The organism is Marinobacter alexandrii (genome assembly GCF_005871205.1).
Taxonomy (GTDB): domain Bacteria; phylum Pseudomonadota; class Gammaproteobacteria; order Pseudomonadales; family Oleiphilaceae; genus Marinobacter; species Marinobacter alexandrii.
Map to the genome: position 1 here is coordinate 36190 of NZ_SWKM01000014.1, position 20633 is coordinate 56822.

Annotated in this window: 21 protein-coding genes; 11 read left to right on the plus strand and 10 right to left on the minus strand. The window is 56.2% G+C overall.

The window, feature by feature from the left end; genetic code table 11:
• The first annotated feature begins 4 nt into the window (after positions 1 to 4).
• From FCS96_RS14120 to FCS96_RS14140, 5 genes are all read left to right on the plus strand, one after another.
• A complete protein-coding gene (locus FCS96_RS14120; RefSeq protein WP_138441034.1) occupies positions 5 to 1147 on the plus strand; it encodes an ABC transporter ATP-binding protein in 1143 nt (380 codons plus the stop codon).
• Between the two features lie 13 nt (positions 1148 to 1160).
• The gene (locus FCS96_RS14125) at positions 1161 to 2216 is read left to right on the plus strand and encodes a LacI family DNA-binding transcriptional regulator (RefSeq protein WP_138441035.1); all 1056 of its coding nucleotides are present in this window, start codon (positions 1161 to 1163) and stop codon (positions 2214 to 2216) included.
• A gap of 47 nt (positions 2217 to 2263) precedes the next feature.
• On the plus strand, positions 2264 to 2668 hold the full coding sequence (locus FCS96_RS14130; protein WP_138441036.1) for a VOC family protein: 405 nt from the start codon (positions 2264 to 2266) through the stop codon (positions 2666 to 2668).
• Between the two features lie 66 nt (positions 2669 to 2734).
• Entirely contained in the window at positions 2735 to 3379 is a 645-nt protein-coding gene (locus FCS96_RS14135) for an FMN-binding negative transcriptional regulator (protein ID WP_138441037.1), read from the plus strand.
• Positions 3380 to 3558: 179 nt separating this feature from the next.
• Positions 3559 to 4305, plus strand: coding sequence for an SDR family oxidoreductase (locus tag FCS96_RS14140; protein WP_138441038.1), 747 nt, complete (start codon positions 3559 to 3561; stop codon positions 4303 to 4305).
• 36 nt (positions 4306 to 4341) lie between these two features.
• Here the strand turns inward: FCS96_RS14140 and FCS96_RS14145 are convergent, their stop codons facing one another.
• From FCS96_RS14145 to rrtA, 4 genes are all read right to left on the minus strand, one after another.
• A complete protein-coding gene (locus FCS96_RS14145) occupies positions 4342 to 5094 on the minus strand; it encodes a siderophore-interacting protein (RefSeq protein ID WP_138441039.1) in 753 nt (250 codons plus the stop codon).
• On the minus strand, positions 5087 to 5548 hold the full coding sequence (locus FCS96_RS14150) for a MarR family winged helix-turn-helix transcriptional regulator (RefSeq protein WP_138441040.1): 462 nt from the start codon (positions 5546 to 5548) through the stop codon (positions 5087 to 5089). Before FCS96_RS14150 ends, FCS96_RS14145 begins: the two co-directional genes overlap by 8 nt.
• A gap of 55 nt (positions 5549 to 5603) precedes the next feature.
• The gene (locus FCS96_RS14155) at positions 5604 to 6776 is read right to left on the minus strand and encodes an ADP-ribosylglycohydrolase family protein (protein WP_138441041.1); all 1173 of its coding nucleotides are present in this window, start codon (positions 6774 to 6776) and stop codon (positions 5604 to 5606) included.
• Between the two features lie 189 nt (positions 6777 to 6965).
• The gene (gene rrtA, locus FCS96_RS14160) at positions 6966 to 7580 is read right to left on the minus strand and encodes a rhombosortase (protein ID WP_138441042.1); all 615 of its coding nucleotides are present in this window, start codon (positions 7578 to 7580) and stop codon (positions 6966 to 6968) included.
• A 191-nt stretch (positions 7581 to 7771) separates the two neighbouring features.
• Between rrtA and FCS96_RS14165 the strand changes: the two genes are divergently transcribed.
• The 3 genes from FCS96_RS14165 (at position 7772) to FCS96_RS14175 (ending at position 11626) form a co-directional block, all read left to right on the plus strand.
• Positions 7772 to 8368: a hypothetical protein gene (locus FCS96_RS14165; protein WP_138441043.1), complete on the plus strand. Its 597-nt coding sequence runs from the start codon at positions 7772 to 7774 to the stop codon at positions 8366 to 8368.
• 178 nt (positions 8369 to 8546) lie between these two features.
• Positions 8547 to 9245 carry a hypothetical protein gene (locus FCS96_RS14170; RefSeq protein ID WP_138441044.1) on the plus strand — a complete coding sequence of 233 codons (699 nt, stop codon included), beginning with the start codon at positions 8547 to 8549 and terminating at the stop codon, positions 9243 to 9245.
• A 194-nt stretch (positions 9246 to 9439) separates the two neighbouring features.
• Positions 9440 to 11626 (plus strand): OsmC domain/YcaO domain-containing protein, encoded by a 2187-nt coding sequence (locus FCS96_RS14175; protein WP_138441045.1) that lies wholly within the window; start codon positions 9440 to 9442, stop codon positions 11624 to 11626.
• Between the two features lie 62 nt (positions 11627 to 11688).
• Here FCS96_RS14175 and FCS96_RS14180 read toward each other — a convergent pair whose 3' ends face one another.
• Positions 11689 to 12255 carry a DUF2845 domain-containing protein gene (locus tag FCS96_RS14180; protein WP_138441046.1) on the minus strand — a complete coding sequence of 189 codons (567 nt, stop codon included), beginning with the start codon at positions 12253 to 12255 and terminating at the stop codon, positions 11689 to 11691.
• A 232-nt stretch (positions 12256 to 12487) separates the two neighbouring features.
• Here FCS96_RS14180 and FCS96_RS14185 point away from each other — a divergent pair, with 232 nt between their 5' ends.
• On the plus strand, positions 12488 to 13279 hold the full coding sequence (locus FCS96_RS14185; RefSeq protein ID WP_138441047.1) for a bestrophin-like domain: 792 nt from the start codon (positions 12488 to 12490) through the stop codon (positions 13277 to 13279).
• Positions 13280 to 13309: 30 nt separating this feature from the next.
• Here the strand turns inward: FCS96_RS14185 and FCS96_RS14190 are convergent, their stop codons facing one another.
• Together FCS96_RS14190 and FCS96_RS14195 are read right to left on the minus strand one after the other, a co-directional pair.
• Positions 13310 to 14095, minus strand: coding sequence for an OmpA family protein (locus tag FCS96_RS14190; RefSeq protein WP_138441048.1), 786 nt, complete (start codon positions 14093 to 14095; stop codon positions 13310 to 13312).
• A 23-nt stretch (positions 14096 to 14118) separates the two neighbouring features.
• Complete coding sequence (locus FCS96_RS14195) at positions 14119 to 14496, minus strand: DUF4398 domain-containing protein (protein ID WP_138441049.1); 378 nt, start codon at positions 14494 to 14496, stop codon at positions 14119 to 14121.
• 303 nt (positions 14497 to 14799) lie between these two features.
• Here FCS96_RS14195 and yghU point away from each other — a divergent pair, with 303 nt between their 5' ends.
• Entirely contained in the window at positions 14800 to 15681 is an 882-nt protein-coding gene (gene yghU / locus FCS96_RS14200) for a glutathione-dependent disulfide-bond oxidoreductase (RefSeq protein WP_138441050.1), read from the plus strand.
• Between the two features lie 36 nt (positions 15682 to 15717).
• Here yghU and ftsH read toward each other — a convergent pair whose 3' ends face one another.
• From ftsH to ggt, 3 genes are read right to left on the minus strand one after another with little or no spacing between them, the layout of a single operon-like run.
• Entirely contained in the window at positions 15718 to 17583 is a 1866-nt protein-coding gene (gene ftsH, locus FCS96_RS14205) for an ATP-dependent zinc metalloprotease FtsH (protein ID WP_138441051.1), read from the minus strand.
• Positions 17580 to 17828 (minus strand): YkoF family thiamine/hydroxymethylpyrimidine-binding protein, encoded by a 249-nt coding sequence (locus tag FCS96_RS14210; RefSeq protein ID WP_138441052.1) that lies wholly within the window; start codon positions 17826 to 17828, stop codon positions 17580 to 17582. The genes ftsH and FCS96_RS14210 overlap by 4 nt, the downstream gene beginning before the upstream one ends.
• Before the next feature lie 41 nt (positions 17829 to 17869).
• Positions 17870 to 19633, minus strand: a complete 1764-nt coding sequence (ggt, locus tag FCS96_RS14215) for a gamma-glutamyltransferase (RefSeq protein ID WP_138441053.1) — start codon at positions 19631 to 19633, stop codon at positions 17870 to 17872.
• A 144-nt stretch (positions 19634 to 19777) separates the two neighbouring features.
• Here ggt and purU point away from each other — a divergent pair, with 144 nt between their 5' ends.
• The gene (gene purU / locus FCS96_RS14220; RefSeq protein WP_138441054.1) at positions 19778 to 20632 is read left to right on the plus strand and encodes a formyltetrahydrofolate deformylase; all 855 of its coding nucleotides are present in this window, start codon (positions 19778 to 19780) and stop codon (positions 20630 to 20632) included.
• Position 20633 lies beyond the last annotated feature (1 nt).

Below are 20633 nucleotides of genomic sequence, written 5' to 3' on the forward strand. Positions count from 1 at the left end.
CACCATGGCGTGTGTGGAACTGAAAAAAATCAACAAAACCTTTGGTGGAGTAGAAGTTCTGCCGGGCGTAGACCTGCGAATTGAAGATGGTGAATTCGTAGTGTTTGTCGGTCCGTCGGGCTGCGGTAAGTCCACCCTGTTGCGCCTGATTGCCGGCCTGGAAGACCCCACCGCCGGTGACATTGATATCGATGGCGAGGTGGTAACAGACCTCTCGCCGAAAGAGCGGGGCGTGGGCATGGTTTTCCAGTCCTATGCGCTTTATCCGCACATGTCGGTGTATGAGAACATCGCTTTCGGCTTGAAGCTGGGCAAGGCTAAAAAGGAAAAGATTCGGGAGTGGGTGGAAAAAACAGCGGAAGTGCTGCAGCTGGATAAGCTGATGGACCGCAAGCCCCGGGAACTGTCCGGTGGTCAGCGCCAGCGGGTGGCGATTGGCCGTGCCATGGCCCGAGAGCCGAAGATCATGCTCTTCGACGAGCCGCTTTCGAACCTGGATGCCAGCCTGCGGGTTCAGATGCGTACGGAGATCGCCAAGCTTCATGATCGCCTGCAATCAACCATGATTTACGTCACTCACGACCAGGTTGAAGCTATGACCCTGGCGGACAAGATCGTGGTGCTGAATCGCGGCAACGTCGAGCAGGTGGGCACCCCCTATGAGCTCTACGAAACTCCGGCCAGCCTGTTTGTAGCCGGTTTTATCGGTTCGCCTAAGATGAACCTGATGCCCGGTAAAGTCATCGGTTCCACCGGTGGTGCCACCACCAGAGTGGCCATTGATGGCCTGGGCCAGGTGACAGCCGACCGGGATACCTCTGCGCTGGAGACTGGCGACGACGTGACCGTGGGTATCAGGCCTGAACATTTTCAGCTCAGCCTGGGCGGACAGGACACCGGCCTTGAGGTGGTCAATGTGGAATACCTGGGAAATGAGGCTTATGTTTATGCAGCACTGCCCGGCATGGATGAACTGATGGTTGTGCGCCAGCCGGTTCCCTGCGAAGTTAAGCCAGGTCAGCGTGTAACATTAACCACTGAGCCGGCTTGTGTGCATCTGTTTGATAGCCAGGGCTTGGCCCTGGGGAGCAAAGCCGAGCGGGTAGCAGGCGATGATGCCGAGCAGGCCGCCGTTCGGAGAGCCTGATGGAGAAACCGGCATGAACGTCAGCGACAAGCCAAAACGCCTGACGGTGAAACGGATGGCGGAGATGCTCAACGTCTCCACTGCCACTATTTCTAACGCCTTCAATCGGCCTGACCAGTTGTCGGAGGCCCGTCGCCGTTGGATTCTGGAAGAATGCCGGCGCCTTGGTTACATGGGGCCGAATGCCGCGGCCCGAAGCCTGCGCACGGGCAGGACGGGCAACGTCGGTGTGATGCTGGCTGATAACCTGGCCTACAGTCTGACCGATCCTGTAGCCAGCGAATTCCTGCACGGCCTGGCTGAGGTGTTTGACCGACGGAAGATGAATATGCTGCTGCTGTCGTCGCAGGATGACGACGAGGATCGCAGCCGGTTGCAGGAATCGATGGTGGACGGATTCATCATCTATGGTTGGCTCAAGAAGGGGCGCACCTACGACCGACTGTTGCAGCATGGAAAGACCATGGTTGCCGTGGACTTTGATCTGGAAGGCTGCACCTGGGTGAACATCGACAACTATGAGGGAGCCCGGCATAGCGCTGAGCACGCGCTTAAACAGTCGCCGAATAACGTGGCGATCCTTGGACTTCGGCTGGTGGACACTGATCGGGTTTGCCGGGTTCGTGACCGGGAACTCTTCAACGAAGCCAGGGCAATTTCGGTACGCCGGCTGCATGGTTACACTGACGCGCTGGAGGCTGCTGGTTATCGGGTGTCGCCAGATCGCATCTGGTCCACACCCACCAATACCCATCAGGATGCCTATCAGGCCGCACGGGAAGCGCTAACTTCCAGCCCAAGACCTGACCTGCTCTTGTGCATGAGTGATCGCATTGCCCTGGCGGCTATCCAGGCCGCCCTGCAAATGGGGCTGAAGGTACCAGAAGACCTTCGCATTGTCGGCTTTGACGGTATTCCCGAGGGCGCCAACCTGCACCCTTCGTTAACCACCGTTTACCAGCAAAGCGCTGAAAAGGGCCGTATTGCTGCTCGGTTGTTCCTCGGTGAACAGGAAGATCGCAACGTGTTGCTGCCAACTTGCCTGCAAGTCCGGGAGAGTTGTCCCTGACCGGTCTATTATGATGTGACAGAACCTTGATCGTCGGGAAAGGAATCATGAAGCCAAAGATCAGCATAGTCACACTGGGTGTTGATGACCTGGACCGAGCCACCCGTTTTTACGGCGAAGGGCTCGGCCTGCCACGGCATGAGTTCGAAGGTGGTGGAATCTCCTTTTTCAGCCTGGAAGGAACCTGGCTGGCTCTGTATCCGCGAGAGGAGCTGGCCAAGGACATTGGATTGCCAGTTCCTGTTGAGGTTGGATTCTCCGGAATTACGCTGGCCCATAATGTCGCCAGCAAGTCAGACGTTGATGCCGTGCTACAGCAGGCGATTGCGGCGGGCGCGACTCTGATCAAGCCGGCGCAAGAGGTATTCTGGGGTGGGTATTCCGGGTATTTTCAGGATACCGAAGGGCACTACTGGGAAGTGGCGTACAATCCCTATCAGGACCTGACGTGAATTCTGGTTTGAACCTCGTTAGGCTGACGCCAACCCAATAAAACCCGGTAGAAAGGCATCCTCAGAATGTATGTGCCCAAGCACTTTAAGGAAGATGGCCCAGAGACGCTGCATCGCTATATCCGCGATTACAGCTTTGGCTTGTTTGTGATTGCCGACGAAAATGGCATCGAGGCGAATCACGTCCCATTCCATTTGCAGGTGGAGCCAGACGGCTCACTCGGTACCTTGCAGTGTCATTTGGCGCGAACCAATCCGGTGTGGCAGCGCATAGAGAAGGGCAGTTCTGTATTGGCTATTTTTCAGGGGCCGGACGCCTATGTGTCCCCCTCCTGGTATGCCTCCAAGGCCGAAACCGGCCGGGTAGTGCCAACCTGGAATTATCTCGCGGTGCATGCCAAGGGCACAGCTCGGGTGGTGCAGGACCCAAGCTGGCTCAAAGAGCACCTCCACAAGCTCACTGACCAACACGAACGCGATCGTGCGCAGCCCTGGTCCGTGGACGATGCCCCGGAGGAATACACTGAGCGCCTGATGCAGGGAATTGTGGGTATTGAGATCTGCATTGAAGAACTGACCGGGAAGCTTAAGGCCAGCCAAAACCAGCCCGAACGCAATCGAGCTGGCGTTAAAGCCGGCCTCAAGGCCGAAGGCGTTACGCACGCCGAAGCCATGGCTGACTTGATCAGCGAGCCGGATACCAAGGAATGATGGCCGGCTTCGTCCGGTAACGTTTCTGCAGTCTCGGTTGAAGATTTAATTATGGGGTGAATAAGGATATGGGCATCGTTGGTGTACTGGTGGCATTGCTTCATACATGGATCGGTGTCGACAGCTTCGGTTTGTCCCTGGGTCTGGGGCTTTGAGAAGATCTGCAAGGATCGGTGCGCATGAAGAAGGTAATGATAGTAACCGGCGGCAGCCGCGGAATTGGCGCCGTGACAGCAAAGCTCGCGGCGTCGCGCGGCTATCAGGTCTGTGTGGATTTTCACAAGAACGAGGCTGCGGCCAATCAGGTTGTTGATGACATTACGGCAGCCGGAGGAGCTGCGATTGCGGTTCAGGCAGATGTGTCAGATGAATCGGATGTAAAGCGCCTGTTCAGCTCCGTCGACGAGGAGCTGGGGCCGATCACCGCACTGGTCAACAACGCCGGCATCCTTGAGCAACAAATGCGAGTTGAAGCGATCGACGCGGCGCGATTGAAACGGATTTTCGAGGCCAATGTCGTCGGCTCGTTCCTGTGTGCGCGAGAGGCTGTGAAGCGCATGTCGAAAAAGCACGGCGGCCAAGGTGGAGCAATCGTCAATGTATCGTCGGCGGCAGCACGACTCGGGGCCGCAGGGGAGTATGTGGACTACGCAGCCTCCAAAGGCGCGATTGATACGTTAACCATCGGCTTGTCACGGGAGGTGGCGGAAGAGGGCATCCGCGTAAATGCCGTACGCCCTGCGTTTATCTACACCGACATGCACGCCGACGGTGGCGAGCCGGGCCGAGTGGACCGCATTGCGGAATCCCTGCCGATGAAACGTGGCGGGCACCCCTCCGAAGTTGCCAATGCAATCCTGTGGCTGCTGTCTGATGAAGCCTCTTACACCACGGGCACGTTCATTGATCTGGCTGGTGGAAAATAGCATCCATCTCGGGGCGCGCGGTTGAGCAGTGAGGTCTCAAACGGCCGTTGCTAACTGTTCACAGTCCTGTTTTTTTGCCAGCTTATGCCCATCTTCCGATTGACCCAGTTTCCAGTAACTTGAGATGTAAAGATGGCTCTTGGCAATCTCTCGTTCCTGTTTGAAGAACTTCCTCAACGCACGCATTCCATTGAATTCGCAGGCGGCCCACACCGCGACTTGTCCTGAAAGCCAGGGCAGGGCTTTAACTCTGGAGACAAGAGACATGCCCTCAGGGTCAGGATGGGGGTTGATCACCCAGTGCAGCTCCACATCCTCCGGATGATCCAGAGTCTGGATGTCTGATTCGCTGGTTACTTCTATCACCGCATACCCGGAAGCATTGGCTGGTAACTCAGCCAGATTGACGCTGATGGCCGGGAGCGCAGTCATATCGCCGACCAACAGAAACCAGTCAGCTTGAGGATTGATCAGTTTCCTGGGGCCTGGGCCACCAATCAGAATCCTGTCCCCCGGTTGGGCGTTGAGTGCCCAACGTGACGCTGGCCCCATTTGGTCGTGCAGGGCAAAGTCGACATCGATTTCAGACTGCCGCTGATGCCTGATGGTGTATGTCCTCATCAGAGGGCGCTCGCCTTCACCCTGAGGAAAAATCAGTTTGATGTAGGCGCTTTCCTGATCTTCCGGGAGGTGCGCTAGTTGTTCCCCACCAAGGGTAATGCGCAGCATGTGCTCTGTTAACTGTGCGGAACGAACAACCACCAACTCTTTCGTGGGAGGCCTAGCCATTGTCGGTCGCTCCTTTGTCTGTGGTGCTATCACTTGTTGAATTCTCGATCATGGTGCCGGCGATGCGAACGAAAGTGTCGAGTTCGCTATTGCTCAGGTTGCGGGTCATGTGTTCCGCTGCCTGCTCTTCGAGAGCATCGATTTTCGACATCATTTCCTTTCCATCGCAAGTCGGGGTCAGGAATTGGCTGCGGCGATCGTCGGGGTTCTCGGTTTTTTCGATCAGCCCTGACTGCATCAACTCATTCAATACGCGCGTGATCTGTGCTTTGTCCTGATTCATGCGTTGGGCAATCGAGCGCGCGGTGGCATCGGGGAGCCGGCAGATGCCTTTCAGAACGCGGATGTGAGTGATGGGAAGTGGGATTTGCTGCTGTTGGATACCCGCTCTGAGCTGTCGCTTGTAAGCGTGAATAAGTCGGTGCAAAGCATCGCTGAGGGAGGAGTTTGCCATTTTGCTCTCTATAGATAGTTGATAGAGTCAACCTTATTCATTTTGGTGGACTTTGTCAACTACTTGTGAGCGCTTCTGCATCATCATAAAGGCTGGCAGCATCCGTGACCCGCGCAAGCCAACTTAACGGCACGCCCTGGGAAGTGCCTGCGCCATGGAGAGCGGCTATGACTGGCCCGATAATCCAGGCGCGACCACAGGAATCGCCTCCGCAGTGTATGTTTGCCCGAATGACCTCAGTGAAGGAGCTAGCCTGGCTGATGATGTGGAAGATCACCGGCATGGCCTCGTGGAGGTAACAGGTGCGGCCGAAGGTATTCCCAGCGTTTATTGCATCCAGTGACGTCGCCGAGAGGGCCTGGTCCAGATTCTTGCGATCAGGCGCTTCTGCGGCGGCCTTGTCTATCGCCTCCGCCAGTGACTGACCGAGATACAGCTGCTCCAGTAGCCGTGCCGCGCACCGGGCCCAGGCCACGGCATCGTCGTTGTGATTGGTCACTCGCACTGCCGCTTCGACCTGTGCCATGAGGTCATCCTGTCCTGCATAGCAGGCAACCAGGGGCGGCAGTTTGGATACTGCGGGCAATTGCATGTCATCGGCGCCACTTTCGGGCAGCAACTGCTGGTCAATGGCTTCAGCCAACAAGACTCCCGCTTCCTGTATCTCAGGTTCTTGATAGGTGAGGCTGATGGCTTCGCGGACAGGCTTCGCCAACTGGTCACCACTCAGCCGGCGTGTGTAGGGCAGTACTTTCTGTACCAGGATGCGCTTCTGTTTGTCGGTCAAGGGCGTCTGGATGGACGCTTGGCCTGCTCCAATGGCCTTCTGTTCGTTGGCGACGAGGTTTTGCAGAGTGATGCGGGTGGGGTTGTCGATGTAGCCCCGCCAGTCACCACCGGGACCAAAGTAGGCTAAAAAGCGGCGTTGGTAATCCCGCACACTGAGCTTACCCCGGCAGGCCAGCAGGCTGTCAGTGAGCACCTTGGTTGCGGCACCATAATGACTGACATCACCGGCCTGTTTGCCACCGTGGGCAAAGAACCCGAAGCCTTTTCCAAAGTAATCAGCGCTGGGCGTTAGAAACTCTGGCTCCTGGCCACCAACCTCCAGTATCCGGTTGCTGTCATAGAGCCAGTGCAATCCAAGGCTGGCGGCATCTGCGACCCAGCCGCCTGCGAGGGCAGCGGTCATGCGTGTTTGGGTATCTTTCGGCAATTTGTTCATCATGATGCCTGCAAAATAGGAAGCTGAATGGTCAGTTAAAATCGGTATACGTGGCTCACCGGCAGTTTGGTTCGTTTGATCCGAGTGTGGCACCTACTATTCAAGAACATTGGTAGGACGTTGAGGTTGTCTTCGACCATAGTTCAGGGAGACGGCTTTCAGGCACGCGTAGTTTGCATTGAAGCACTCAAGTTACCTGAGGATATTGAGTGTGTTCGCCAATCGATTCAGCGCGAAAATCGCAGCACAGAGGCCCCCTCCTAGCGAACCATAGAGATGGGCATGTATTAGTATCGGTCCTCCAATAATTGCTTCGACTTGGCTACTCCCACCACTCGCAAGTTCAACGCTGAGTTTCCCTACCAACAATACGAGTGCTAACGAGGAAACGACAGGAATGGCTCGCAATGATAGAAGTGCTCCCGCCGAAAGCAGTCCATGTAGCAGTCCTGAAAGGCCTACGTACCATTCGATCTCAGGCTGAACGAAAAGTAGGGAAGCTGAGGTAAAAAGCGCGATCCCGGCGGTCATGATCCAGGCTTTAATGCCGCCCAAAGCGTCGCCAAATAATAGCCAGATTACCGCCAATCCGCCCAGATTCATTGTGAGATGTTGCCACCCCAAATGGACCCAATGGCCTGTTAACAGTCGCCAGTATTGCCCCTCAATAAGTGCCTCACGCTGATACTGAAACACTCCCGCGATTTCAGGCCCCGACGCCCACACCACAATTGCCAATGCTCCTAAAAGGGCAGGAAACGTTAATCGTGCAATCGCTTGAGCGAGTTTAGGTGATAGTTCATTCATTTTTAGCGCTTATTTTGGGATTCCGCTCAGGGTTACTGAATGTTTCACAATGTTTCATGTTGTTTTATTAACTTTTTGACATAAACTCTTTCGGTTCGCCAGTCCTTGGGGCTGGTGAGAATGGACCGACGGCCGACGTTATTTGTGAACGGCCATCATAAGCAGTAGTTCGATCAAATAGGGATACTTGAATGCGAAGCTTCTTTTATGTGGTGCCCGTTGTAGCGTTAGCTTTACCCTTCAGTACACAGGCGGATGAGGTCATCCTGGACGACCTGATTGTCCAAAGCAGTCTTTGTGCCGGGGAAGATTGTGTCGTAGACGCAGAATTCGGTTTCGATACTTTACGCCTGCAATCGCCAACACCTCAGATTTTATTTCAGGACACCAGTACCTCTGCCAGCTTTCCTACTCAGGATTGGGTGATGGGCATTTCTGATGGGGGCACCGCAATGCCTTCATCGTTTTTCATCAAGAACCTAACAACCGAACTTACCACGTTGATGATTTCACCCGAGGGTGACGTAGCCCTGGGAGCGGGTGCAGAAGTGGTCGAGGGGGCGGTGTCGGTTGGGGATTTGGGAATGGAGCGAAGGGTCACGTCCGTAGCTGACGCTGTTGATGACTCCGATGCCGTGACTTTGAGCCAGTTTAACGCGTTCAAAACCACAGCTACGGCTTCGGTTTCTACAGAGGTAACTGCACTTGAAACTCGTTTGTCTGAGCTGGAATCGCGTCTGACTGATCTGGTTGAGCGGCTTGAAGCCGTTGCGGCTCAGGTTAATTAAAACGTCGGTTCAGTTGGGAATTCTGCTCATGAAAGTACGAAATTATGCATTGTGTTTGATTAGCGCTTTGACTGCGTCAGTGTCTTTTGCAGATCAGCTCATATCGGATGACCTGATTGTGCAACAAAACCTGTGTGTCGGCTAAGATTGCAATAACGGTGAAGACCTTACCGGTGGTGTGCTAAAGCTCAAGGAAAACAATACGCGAATTCGGTGGTACGACAGCTCTGTTATGCCAGGTGGATTGATTCGACATGGCCTCGAAAATACCTTCGTTTATGGTGTGATAGGTCAGTCCTGGAGGGTGGAAGCGAACCAGTCCATCAATGGTGGTGACAATTATTTCTACTTTAACCAGCAAAGCCTCGAAGATTACCTGGTTTATAGCGATGGCACTGCTCCGGACTATGACTGCTCCACTCCTTCTTCGGATCCGAAGCCTGTAATAGGAGTAATTCCTGAGGGAGTGCCCGCTGAAGATGAGATTTTTTGTCAAACCTACCGTAGCTATATCCAGCGAGATGCCGTGGTAACTGGAGGAACTGCAAACTCCGGTGTTGCAGTGGGCATTGGCTCAACGATAGCGGATGGTCAGGTTAGTCTTGGAAGTGCCGAGCTCAAACGACGCCTGGTCCATGTTGCCAATGCGATTGCAGAATCCGATGTGCTCATAAAAGAGCAGTTGGATTTGGGACTTTTTCAAGAACAGCTTACTCGACTCAACGAAGTTGAATCTCCGGTGAATATGGCAGAGAAAGAGCTGGAAGTTCTTGAGGCTGCGGTGAAACCGAAAGGCGGTGGCGGAGCTGCCGGATGGTTGATGCTTTTGCTACCGTTGGCTGCCTTCAAGCTTCGAAATCGAAAGTTAAACAGTTAAGAGGTGGGCCAGCCTGCTGATTGAGATGAGCTTTCTCGATTGGCAGGCTTTGCGGCCTTGCGGTTCAGATCATTTCTTTCGTTACAGAGCATTGGTGTTAAGCCAATGCCCAAGACGAGCGGCACCAAAAACTGGATAATGGCGGGAATATAAGGCCACGGCGCGCCAAATTCTCCAATCCTGGTACCCTCGTAATGGAAATCAACGTCAACTTTCTCGACAATCTCAGACTTGAAGCCAAGTTTGACGATTTCACTGTCGTTACTGACCAACCTATCCGCTATAAGGGCGACGGCTCAGCCCCCAGTCCTTTCGATTACTTCCTGGCATCCTCGGCGCTGTGTGCGGCTTATTTCGTGCGGGTGTATTGCAAGGCGCGGGATATTCCCATGGACAACATCCGCCTGTCCCAGAACAACATCGTCGACCCGGAAAACCGCTACAACCAGATCTTCAAGATTCAGGTTGAATTGCCGGAGGACATTTCCGACAAGGATCGTCAGGGCATCCTTCGGTCGATCGATCGTTGCACCGTCAAGAAGGTGGTTCAGACCGGCCCAGAGTTCCAGATTGAACAGGTCGATAACCTGGACGAAGATGCCCAGGCTCTGCTCATGGTGGAGCCAGACGGCGATGCCCGCACCTACATCGAAGGCAAGGACCTGCCGCTGGAGCAGACCATCGCCAACATGACCGGAATCCTGGCGGATCTGGGCATGAAAATTGAGATCGCCTCCTGGCGCAACATTGTGCCGCACGTATGGTCACTGCATATTCGCGACGCGGCTTCGCCTATGTGCTTTACCAACGGCAAGGGTGCCACCAAGGAAAGTGCCTTGTGTTCCGCGCTGGGTGAGTTCATTGAGCGCCTGAACTGCAACTTCTTCTACAACGATCAGTTCTTCGGCGAAGAGATCGCCAACAGCGAGTTCGTGCATTACCCGAATGAGGAGTGGTTCAAGCCCGGGCCCGAAGACGGGCTGCCCGAGGGCATTCTGGACGACTACTGCCTGGCCATCTATAACCCGGATGGCGAACTGGGTGGCTCCAACCTGATCGATACTAACTCCGGCAATGCAGAGCGGGGTATTGTTTCCCTGCCGTTCGTTCGGCAGTCCGATGGTGAGGTGGTGTACTTCCCCTCCAACCTGATCGAGAATCTGTTCCTCAGCAACGGCATGAGTGCGGGCAACACGCTGTTCGAAGCGGAAGTGCAGTGCCTGTCAGAGATCTTCGAGCGGGCCGTGAAGCGGCAGATCATCGAAGAGGAAATTGCGCTGCCGGACATACCTCGCAGCGTGCTGGAAAAGTACCCCGATATTCTTGAGGGCATTGATGCGCTGGAAGCTCAGGGTTTCCCGATCCTGGTCAAGGATGCCTCCCTGGGCGGCCAGTTCCCGGTTATGTGCGTAACGCTGATGAACCCGCGTACCGGCGGTGTGTTTGCCTCCTTTGGTGCACATCCGAGCTTTGAGGTAGCGTTGGAGCGCAGCCTGACTGAACTGATGCAGGGCCGGAGCTTTGAAGGCCTGAACGATGTGCCGCCGCCCACATTCAACAGCCTGGCGGTGTCTGAGCCCAACAATTTTGTTGAACACTTCATTGATTCGACCGGTGTGGTGTCGTGGCGATTCTTCAGTGCCAAGCAGGATTACGAGTTCTGTGAGTGGGATTTCTCCGGCACCAATGAAGAAGAATCCGTCGGCTTGTTCAATATCCTCAAGGAAATGGGCAAAGAGGTGTATGTCGCGGTTTACGAAGACCTGGGCGCGCCAACCTGCCGTATTCTGGTGCCTGGCTACTCCGAGGTGTATCCGGTCGAGGACCTGATCATGGATAACACCAACATGGCCCTGGACTACCGTCAGGACATTCTCAATCTGCATTCCCTGACCGACGAGCAGCTTGCCGATCTGGCGGAGCGCCTGGAAGCCAGCCAGCTCGACAACTACATGACGATCATCAGCCTGATCGGCATTGAGTTCGACGAGAACACTGTGTGGGGGCAGCTGACGATTCTGGAGCTGAAACTGCTGATCTGCCTGGCGCTGGAGTGGCACGAGGAAGCGCTGGAGTTCGTCGACATGTTCCTGCAGTTCAACGACAACACCGTTGAGCGCAACCTGTTCTACCGGGCGGTGAACGCGGTGCTGGAAATCACCCTGGATGATGAGCTTGAACTGGACGATTACGTGTTCAATCTCAAGCGTATGTACGGAGATGAAACCATGGACGCGGTGGTTGGCTCAGTGAATGGCAGTACACGCTTTTACGGCCTTACCCCAACTAATTCGCAGCTTGAAGGCCTCGATAAGCACCTGCGCCTGGTTGAGAGCTATAAGAAGTTGCATGCGGCGAGAGCAGCGCGGGCAGCACGCTAGTCCGCGCCTGACCCCGAAAACGGGTAGGGCAGCTGGACGGGGTTATCCTGAGGTCGGATACGTTACCGGTTGGGGCGGGACTCAATGTCCACCACCTGTCCGTTTCTCAGGGTGACCACCTGCCGGAACTGGTTGTCGGCGAGGTCATACAGCCATAGCTGGACCAGTACCGGCCGCAATCCCTGCCAGGTCTCCAGGCGGCGTCTGGGCTTGGGTGTTTGCCATTCCACCCGTTTTGAAATGGGTTCGCCGCAACGGGCGATTAACTCGTACTCGGTTCGGGCGTGCCGGAGGGTACTGAGGTTGCAGCTGGCCCGGTCGGAAACGTGGAATCCGTAACCCAGGCTTTCCACCTGCGCCAACTTGCCATTGCGGAAGGTTAAGCGCCTTATGAACCGCTGGGGCCCGGGGTTGTAGTACCAGTGCATCTCGGTTTGCACCACGCCCAGCCCGGGGATTGTTGCCGTGGGGTATTCCACCACATAGTCCGGCGGCCCGCAGCGCTCCTCCACCTCAATGGGCCAGGCGTCGTTGTCGACCAGATAGGTCCCGCAGCGTAGGGCGCCCTGAACGCTAGGAGCGAGGACGATCAGCAAAAACATCCATAGGAATCGTCGATAGCTGGTCATGGTCTGATCACTGTTCCACAAGGTGGTCTACTACCATTGTACTCCTGGGCCACCCGTATGGACTAAATGGCCGGGGATAGCGCACTCTTTTACGGATTTCTCCTTCTCATGGGGATTTAGCGAAAGCCTCGTTCCCATGCTTTAATGTCGCCCAAAATGAGTATGTTGTTATGGCCTCACTGAGCGGCAACTCCTCGCCTTCCTCCGCTTTTCGCCTCACCTGGAAATGACCATGAACGAACAGGAAGTACTGTACGGTTTCAGCAGCGTTCTGATTGCCGCGGCGCTTTTCGTCGCAATTGTTGTCTGCAACGAGCTGGGTTTCAGAACCGGCCGTTTCACTCAGGCTCGCACTACGTCGGAAATGAAGGAGCTCACAGGGTCTGTTCAGGCCAGTATTCTGGGTTTGTTGGCATTGCTGCTGGGCTTTACCTTCAGCATGTCGATGCAGCGCTATGACAATCGCAGCATTGCTGTCATTGATGAAGCCAATGCCATCGGAACGGCGGTACTGCGGGTGGAGTTGCTGCCGCAGGAATTTCAGAATGAGGCCAAACAGCTGTGGCGTGATTATGCGCAGGTACGGGTGGAGGTAGGCCAGGTTGACCTGACCAAGGTTGATGAGCGCAACGAATACAACGCCAAGATTGCCGAGCTGCAGAGTGAGCTGTGGGCGCTGGCGGTTGCGGCTACCAACGTTGATCCGCGTCCGGTTACGACGGGGGCGTTTGTCAAATCCCTGAACGATGCCATCGACAGCCAGGGCAAGCGCAATGCCTTACTTCAGATGCACGTGCCGGAAGTGGTGCTGATCCTTCTGTTTGTCGTCTTTATAGCGTCCGGGGGGATCATGGGATACTCCTCGGGGTTGAGCGGGCAACGGATGGTCGTCCCCATCATGCTGGTGTCTTTGCTGATTACCCTGATTGTGTTTCTGATTATTGATCTGGACCGGCCAAAGCGCGGTTTCATTCAGGTTAACCAGGCCCCGATGGTTGAGGTGCTGGGCAGTTTGAATCGATAGCATCATGCACGCCTCCGGGCCTGGTTTGCGTTAGCGGCGTTCAATCTGGCCGGTTTCGTCTGAAATCACGATTTCGACACGCCGGTTTTGCTGTCGCCCGGCGTTGGTGTCGTTACTGGTCACCGGATAGGCTTCGCCATAGCCTTCCACCTCGACACGGCTGCTGGAAACGCCGTGGCTGAGTAATTCGTCATAGACAGCCATGGCACGACGCTCAGACAACCGCTGGTTGTAGGATTCTTCGCCGGTGCTGTCAGTGTAACCCTCAATCCGAACACGGCGGTCGTCGTACTGCAGCATGAATTCCGCCAATCGAGCCACGGTTCGCTGGCCCGAGGCTTTCAGGTCGGCCTTGTTCAGGTCGAACAGAACATCCCCGAGCGTCAATACCATGCCGCGTTCGGTCTTTTCCGCCTGCAGGGCTGCCATCTGGGCTCGCAGTGCATCGGCCTCGTTGGTTTTGATCTGCAGCATGATCTTCTGTCGACGCTCTTCAGCGGAGCTGATTTCGTCTTCCAGTGATGCGCGTAGCCCCTGTTGCTGGGCAATTTCCGCGTGCCGGCTGGCAAGATAGGCGGCGTGTTCAATGGCGACGAGATCGGCGTCTTCTTCCAGCAACGATTCCGCCCGGTCAAGCTCCCGCTTGGCGGCCCGCAGTTGTCTGGCGCCACTGCGGGCGACATCCGGATCCTGTTCGATGTTCAGGTACAGGGTGCGGGCCTGGTCGACCTTGGCGTTGTAGGGTGGGGTGCTGGCACAGCCGGTGATCAGAGTAATCAGCCCGACTGCGATGCTGGTGGCAAAGGTGCGAGTCATTATCTCAATCTCCTGGTTCGGGCTTACGATTCGTTGGTGTTGATCTGATCCTGCAACTCATCGATAGAGCGGTTGATCTCTGCGACTGCGCGCCGGGCTTTCTCGGTTTCTGAGCGAGCAGCGGCCAGTTGAGCGTCCACAGCGGCTTGCTCCAGCATTCGTTCTGCCTTCCGATAGTCCTCCCGATCCATTAACTCACGGGCATCCGCTACTTTATTCTGAGCCTGGTTCAGCAAAACCGGCTCGAATTTGCGGGCGTCTGCCGACTCTGCCTGCTGGACCGACGACTCGGCAGCCTGTAACTCGCTGTCCGGTTTGGGTCCTGGACCGGCACAGGCGACCAAAAGAGTGGACATCGCAACGAGTAGCCAGGGCCGTGCTGAATGATTGATTGGCTTCATGGGTGAACTCCCTTGTTTACAGTGGAATCCGTCACTGGACGGTGTGAACAAGATTGTCAAAAATTGTGAAATGCACCCATGCAACTATAGCAGTCAATTCGGAACTTGCTGTGGTAGCGCCAGTGCGTGTAATCCCCAATAAGGTGCCGTGCTTGAATCCCCTGTTTCCGGCCCAATACCTGTGAGTTATCGGTATTTTTTGACCGACTGGTCCTGTCCGCCTTAAGCGGCGTATCACTTACAGCAAATCCAAAGGGCGACCATTCAACGTTGTCCATTTGCCCGTTAGGAGAGCATTTCGTTATGAGTGACCCGACCTACACCCCTCCCAAAGTCTGGAAATGGGAGTCTGAGAGTGGCGGTACCTTTGCCAAAATCAATCGGCCGATTGCCGGGCCCACCCATGACCAGGAGTTGCCGGTGGGCGAGCATCCGTTGCAGCTTTACTCGTTGGCAACGCCGAATGGGGTCAAAGTCACGGTTATGCTCGAAGAGCTGTTGGAGCAGGGCATCAAGGGCGCGGAATACGATGCTTACCCGATCAAAATTGGTGACGGCGACCAGTTTGGCAGTGGCTTTGTCGAATTGAATCCGAACTCCAAGATTCCGGCTTTGGTGGATCGCAGTGCCGATCCAGCCATCAGGGTGTTTGAATCCGGCAACATCCTGTTGTACCTGGCGGAGAAGTTCGGCGCTTTCCTGCCCAAGGACATTGCCAAGCGCACGGAAACCCTGAACTGGCTATTTTGGCAAATGGGCAGCGCGCCCATGCTGGGTGGCGGCTTTGGCCACTTCTACGCCTATGCACCGGAAAAATATGAGTACCCGATTAACCGTTACACCATGGAGGTGAAGCGGCAGCTGGATGTGCTGGATCGTCAGCTGGCGAATAATCGCTACATTGCGGGTGACGAGTACACCATCGCCGATATGGCGATCTGGCCCTGGTACGGCGCCCTGGTGGCCAATAAAGTTTACGATGCGGCCGAATTCCTGGAGGCCCATACCTACACCAACGTGGTGCGCTGGATGGAAGAAATTGCCCATCGCCCGGCGGTACGGCGTGGGCGAATGGTTAACCGGACGTGGGGCGAGCCAGAGGAACAGCTGCACGAACGCCATGATGCCAGTGATTTCGAGGAGAAAACTCAGGACAAACTGGCAGCAATTCTGGGCCATTCCTGATCGGGATGGCTTTGGCCTGGGCAGCCGTGCGGCTGCTCAGGCAATCTTGCGGTCGTCTTCCCGCTTGAGAATTTTATCAACCTCTTCCGCTGACAGGGTCTCCTGTTTCAGCACGGCTTTGGCCAGGGCTTCCAGTTGGCTCCGGTGCTCGGTCAGGAAATCGAGCGTGGCTTTTTCCAGCGCCATCAACTGAGCCTGAATTTCTGCATCAATCAGCTCCGCGGTTTTTTCGCTGAATTCCCTTGGCAGGCCCATTTCGCGGCCAAGAAATACGTGCTCCTCGCCAATGCTCAGGCCCAGAGGTCCGATTTTTTCACTCATACCCCATTGGCCAATCATTTTGCGGATCAGCGTGGTGGCTTCTTTAAGGTCGTTCTGGGCGCCGGTGCTGACCTCGCCATAGATCACCTTTTCGGCCGAGCGGCCACCCAGCATGACTTTGATCCGATCTTTCAGATAGCTTTCGGTGTAACTGTACTGATCGTCCCTGGGGGTTTGCTCGGTGACACCCATGGCCATGCCGTGAGGGATGATGGTGAGCTTGGTTAGCGGGTCGGCTTTGGGCAGGTAGTAGGCCATGATGGCGTGGCCGCATTCGTGGTAGGCCACGGCCTCGCGCTCTGCAGGAGAGAGGTGGGCGTCACGCTCCTCTCCCAAAATGATTCGGTCTCGGGCCAGTTCAAAGCAGTGGGCGGTGACTTCGTGCAGGTTTTCCCGGGCGGCAGTCAGGGCGGCCTCGTTGACCAGGTTTTTCAAGTCCGCACCGGAGAAGCCAATGGTGCGCGCCGCGATCTGTTCCAGGTCGACATCGTCGGCGAGGGGCACTTTGCGCACGTGTACTTTCAGGATTTCGGTACGGGCTTCCTTGTGGGGGCGGTCCAGGGTGATTTTTCGGTCGAATCGCCCGGGCCGGAGCAGGGCGGTATCCAGTACATCTGGCCGGTTGGTGGCGGCCAGTACCAGGATATTCTCGTGGGGTTCGAAGCCATCCATCTCCGTGAGGATCTGGTTCAGGGTCTGTTCCCGTTCGTCGTGGCCACCGCCGAGCCCGGTGCCCCGGGACCGCCCGATAGCGTCCAGTTCGTCGATGAAAATCAGCGCTGGCGCGGCCTTGCGGGCGTTCAGGAACATGTCCCTTACCCGGGCGGCGCCGACACCCACAAACATTTCGATAAATTCCGAGGCACTGATGCTGAAGAAGGGCACCTCGGCCTCGCCGGCAATGGCGCGCGCCAAAAGGGTTTTGCCGGTGCCCGGTGGCCCCACCAAGAGCACGCCCTTGGGCATTTCGGCGCCCAGGGCCCGGTATTTTTCAGGGGATTTGAGGAAATCGATGATCTCGGCGATCTCGCGTTTCGCCGATTCGATGCCGGCGACGTCATCCAGAGTGGTGGTGGAGGTTTCCCGTCGGGCCAGGCGGGCTTTCGACTTGCCGTAATCGAAGGGGCCACCGCCTTGGCTGATCCGTTTCTGGGCCACGCCCCAGAACCAGAACATCAGTGCCAGCAGCAGAATCCAGGGCAGAAAACCGCGAATCAGTTCCTGCCACCAGGGCAGCCCGGATGGGGCCGCCGAGATGGTGACGTCGGATTCTTCAAGCAGGTTTAGTAATGCCGGGTCTTCCATCGGCGGGCGGATGGTCTGGAATCCGGCATCGGCGTCGGAAAACTGGCCGCTGATACGCTCGTCCTTCAGAGTAACGGCGGCCACCTGGCCATTGATGACCGCGGTCTTGAACTCGGAGTAAGCCAATTCCTGCAGCTTGGGCTGCCCGCTATCCTGTAGCCAGAGCACCATCAAAAAGATGGCAGCACTCAGCCATAGGAAGGAGTACTGATTTGGAATGGCCGGTTGAGGTGAGTCCGACGGTTTCCGGTCGCCCGGTTCTTTGGGTGCGGTCATTTTGGTCTCCGGTCACCCTCCATGATTTTGGCCACAAATACGGATTTTCCGTAAGTTTCGAATGACCATTTCATGGTATCCGAGAGCACTTTCATGACTTCGTCGTACTCTCCGAAGATCTCCGTGCTCATGCGGCCCGGGTAGACCTCCAGCCCGGTTTGTTCCAGGCGGGCAATCAGGTCCCGGATCGGTTGCTTGTAGTCTTCCTTGAGTGGATAGCAGCTCAATTGTACAGACAAATACATTATCGCCTCCTGGTTTCGATGGGGCGGGCGCGGCGGCGGTGTCAGTAACCCTGAGCCGAAGACGTACTACGCCGCGGATCAGCACCCCCGTAAAGTGTTCCGTCCTCTCCTACCATAATACTCTGAATGGCCCCCATCGCCGAATTGGTGACCACGGCATGGCCACGGCTTTCCAGCAGTTTAACAGTGTCGCCGCTGATACCCTGTTCAATGCGCAGTTCATCCGGCAACCACTGATGATGTACCCGCGGCGCACTGACAGCGGTCTGGATGTTCATGTCGTGGTCGATCACGTTCAGGATCACCTGAAGGGTGGTGGTGATGATGCGTGAGCCGCCTGGACTACCGGTGACCAGGAAATTCTTACCCTGTTTTTTCACAATGGTGGGCGACATCGAGCTGAGCATGCGTTTGCCGGGCTCCACTTTGTTTGCCTCGCCACCAATCAGGCCGTAGGCGTTGGGGACGCCGGGCTTGGCACTGAAATCGTCCATTTCGTTATTGAGCAGGAAGCCGGCACCTTCCACGGTGATGCCAGAGCCGTAACTGAAGTTGATGGTGTAGGTGTTAGAAACCGCATTGCCCCATTTATCGACTACCGAGAAGTGGGTGGTCTCGGGGCTTTCATAGGTCGCGGGCTGGCCTGGCCCGATCTCGCTGGCCTGACGTGCCCGCTCGGTTGTGATGTCCTTCCTCAGCGTCTCGGCGTAGGCCTTGCTGGTCAGACCTGCCAGGGGCACATCCACATAATCGGTATCGCCGAGGTACTGGGAGCGGTCGGCGTAGGCCAGTTTCATTGCCTCGGCCATCCAGTGAATGGTGTCTGCGGTATTATGGCCTGACTCCCGGAGCGGATAGCCCTCCAGGATGTTCAGGATCTGCACGATGTGGGTGCCACCAGAGGAGGGCGGCGACATGGAGTAAACGTCATAGCCGTGATAGGTGCCATGCACGGGTTTGCGAACCACCGGCTCGTAGGTGCTCAAGTCAGCCTCGGTAATGAGACCTCCGTGACGTTCCATTTCCGCAACAATCAAATCAGCGGTTTCACCCTCGTAAAAACCGTCTACCCCCTGGTCCGCAATGCGTTGAAGCGTGGCAGCCAGGGCCGGCTGTTGAAAGGTATCGCCTGGTTGGTAGGCACTGCCATCGGCCTTGTAGAAGGTCGACAGTGTCACCGGCCATCGTTCGAGGCGCGGGCGGGCCTGTTCCAGACCATCGGTAAAGCGCTGCGGTACGGTGAATCCGTCCCGGGCCAGTTTGATGGCCGGCGCCAGAGCCTGTTTCAGGGTCAGGGTGCCATGGCGCTCCAGCGCCATGGCCAGCCCGGCAACAGTGCCCGGGACACCAGCGGCCAGGTGGGTAAACCGGCTCCGGTTCTTGACCACCTCGCCGTTATCGTCCTGGAACATGGTTTCCGAGGCTGCGGCGGGGGCTTTCTCACGGTAATCAATAGCTTCCGGGGCGCTGTCGTCGCCTTTGGCGATGAGCATGAATCCGCCGCCGCCAATGTTGCCGGACCGTGGCTGGGTGACGGCCAGGGCAAAGCCCGCGGTAACCGCAGCATCAATTGCATTGCCGCCGTCTTTCAAAACCTGCAGGGCGACGTCCGTTGCGAGGGTGTGGCTGGTGGCCACCATACCCTGGGTGGCGACGGCGGGGTGGAAACGTTCGCCTTCCAGAATGGCCTGTCCGAAGCTTGGGCTGGCTGTGAGCAATGTCAGGGTCAGGGCGATAGCGCTGAGGCTCTCTGACCGCCTCTTGAGGCGGGCTCCTTTGTTTCGCCGCTGTGGGGCCTTGTCCATGATTCCGTTCCTCGTTTCTGGTGTTCAGATAGGCTATGATAGCCGGTCATTTTCATCGGTGCGTAACGTCAACCTGTCGATTGTTCCGCCAGTGGTTCCCCGACGCACCTGCTTTCCCGGATTTTAGTTAAGGAAAGACTTTCCATGGAGCATACTTATCGTCTTGTGATTTCCTGCCCGGATCGGGTCGGGATTGTCGCCAAGGTGAGTAATTTTTTGTCCACTTACAACGGTTGGATTACCGAGGCGAGCCATCACTCGGACACCCAGACTGGCTGGTTCTTCATGCGGCACGAAATCAAGGCCAGTTCAATTCCATTTGGTCTTGACCAGTTCCGGGCAGCATTTGAGCCCATTGCCCGCGAGTTCGACATGAACTGGCACATTGCGGATTCAGCCCGGCCTAAGAAAGTCATTCTGATGTGCAGCAAGGAGTCACACTGCGTGGCGGACCTGCTGCACCGCTGGCATAGCAAGGAGCTGAATGCCGAGATCGCGGCGGTGATTTCCAACCACGATGACCTTCGGCGCATGGTGGAGTGGCATGAGATTCCCTATCACCATGTTCCGGTGAGCAAGGATAACAAGGCCGAGGCCTTCGCCCACATCGAGGACCTGTTCCAGCGGTACGATGTTGATGTGGTCGTGCTGGCCCGCTACATGCAAATTCTGCCTGCCGAGCTGTGTCGCAAGTACTCGGGCAAGGTGATCAATATCCACCACAGCTTCCTGCCCTCGTTTGCCGGTGCGCGACCATACCACCAGGCCTATAGCCGTGGTGTGAAGCTGATTGGTGCGACCTGCCATTACGTCACCGAGGATCTGGACGAAGGTCCGATCATCGAGCAGGACGTTATTCGCATAACGCACAGCGACTCCATCGACGACATGGTGCGCCTGGGTAAGGATGTGGAAAAGAACGTGTTGGCCCGAGGCCTTCGCTCCCACATCGAAGATCAGGTGATTACCTACGAAAACAAGACGGTGGTGTTTGATTAAG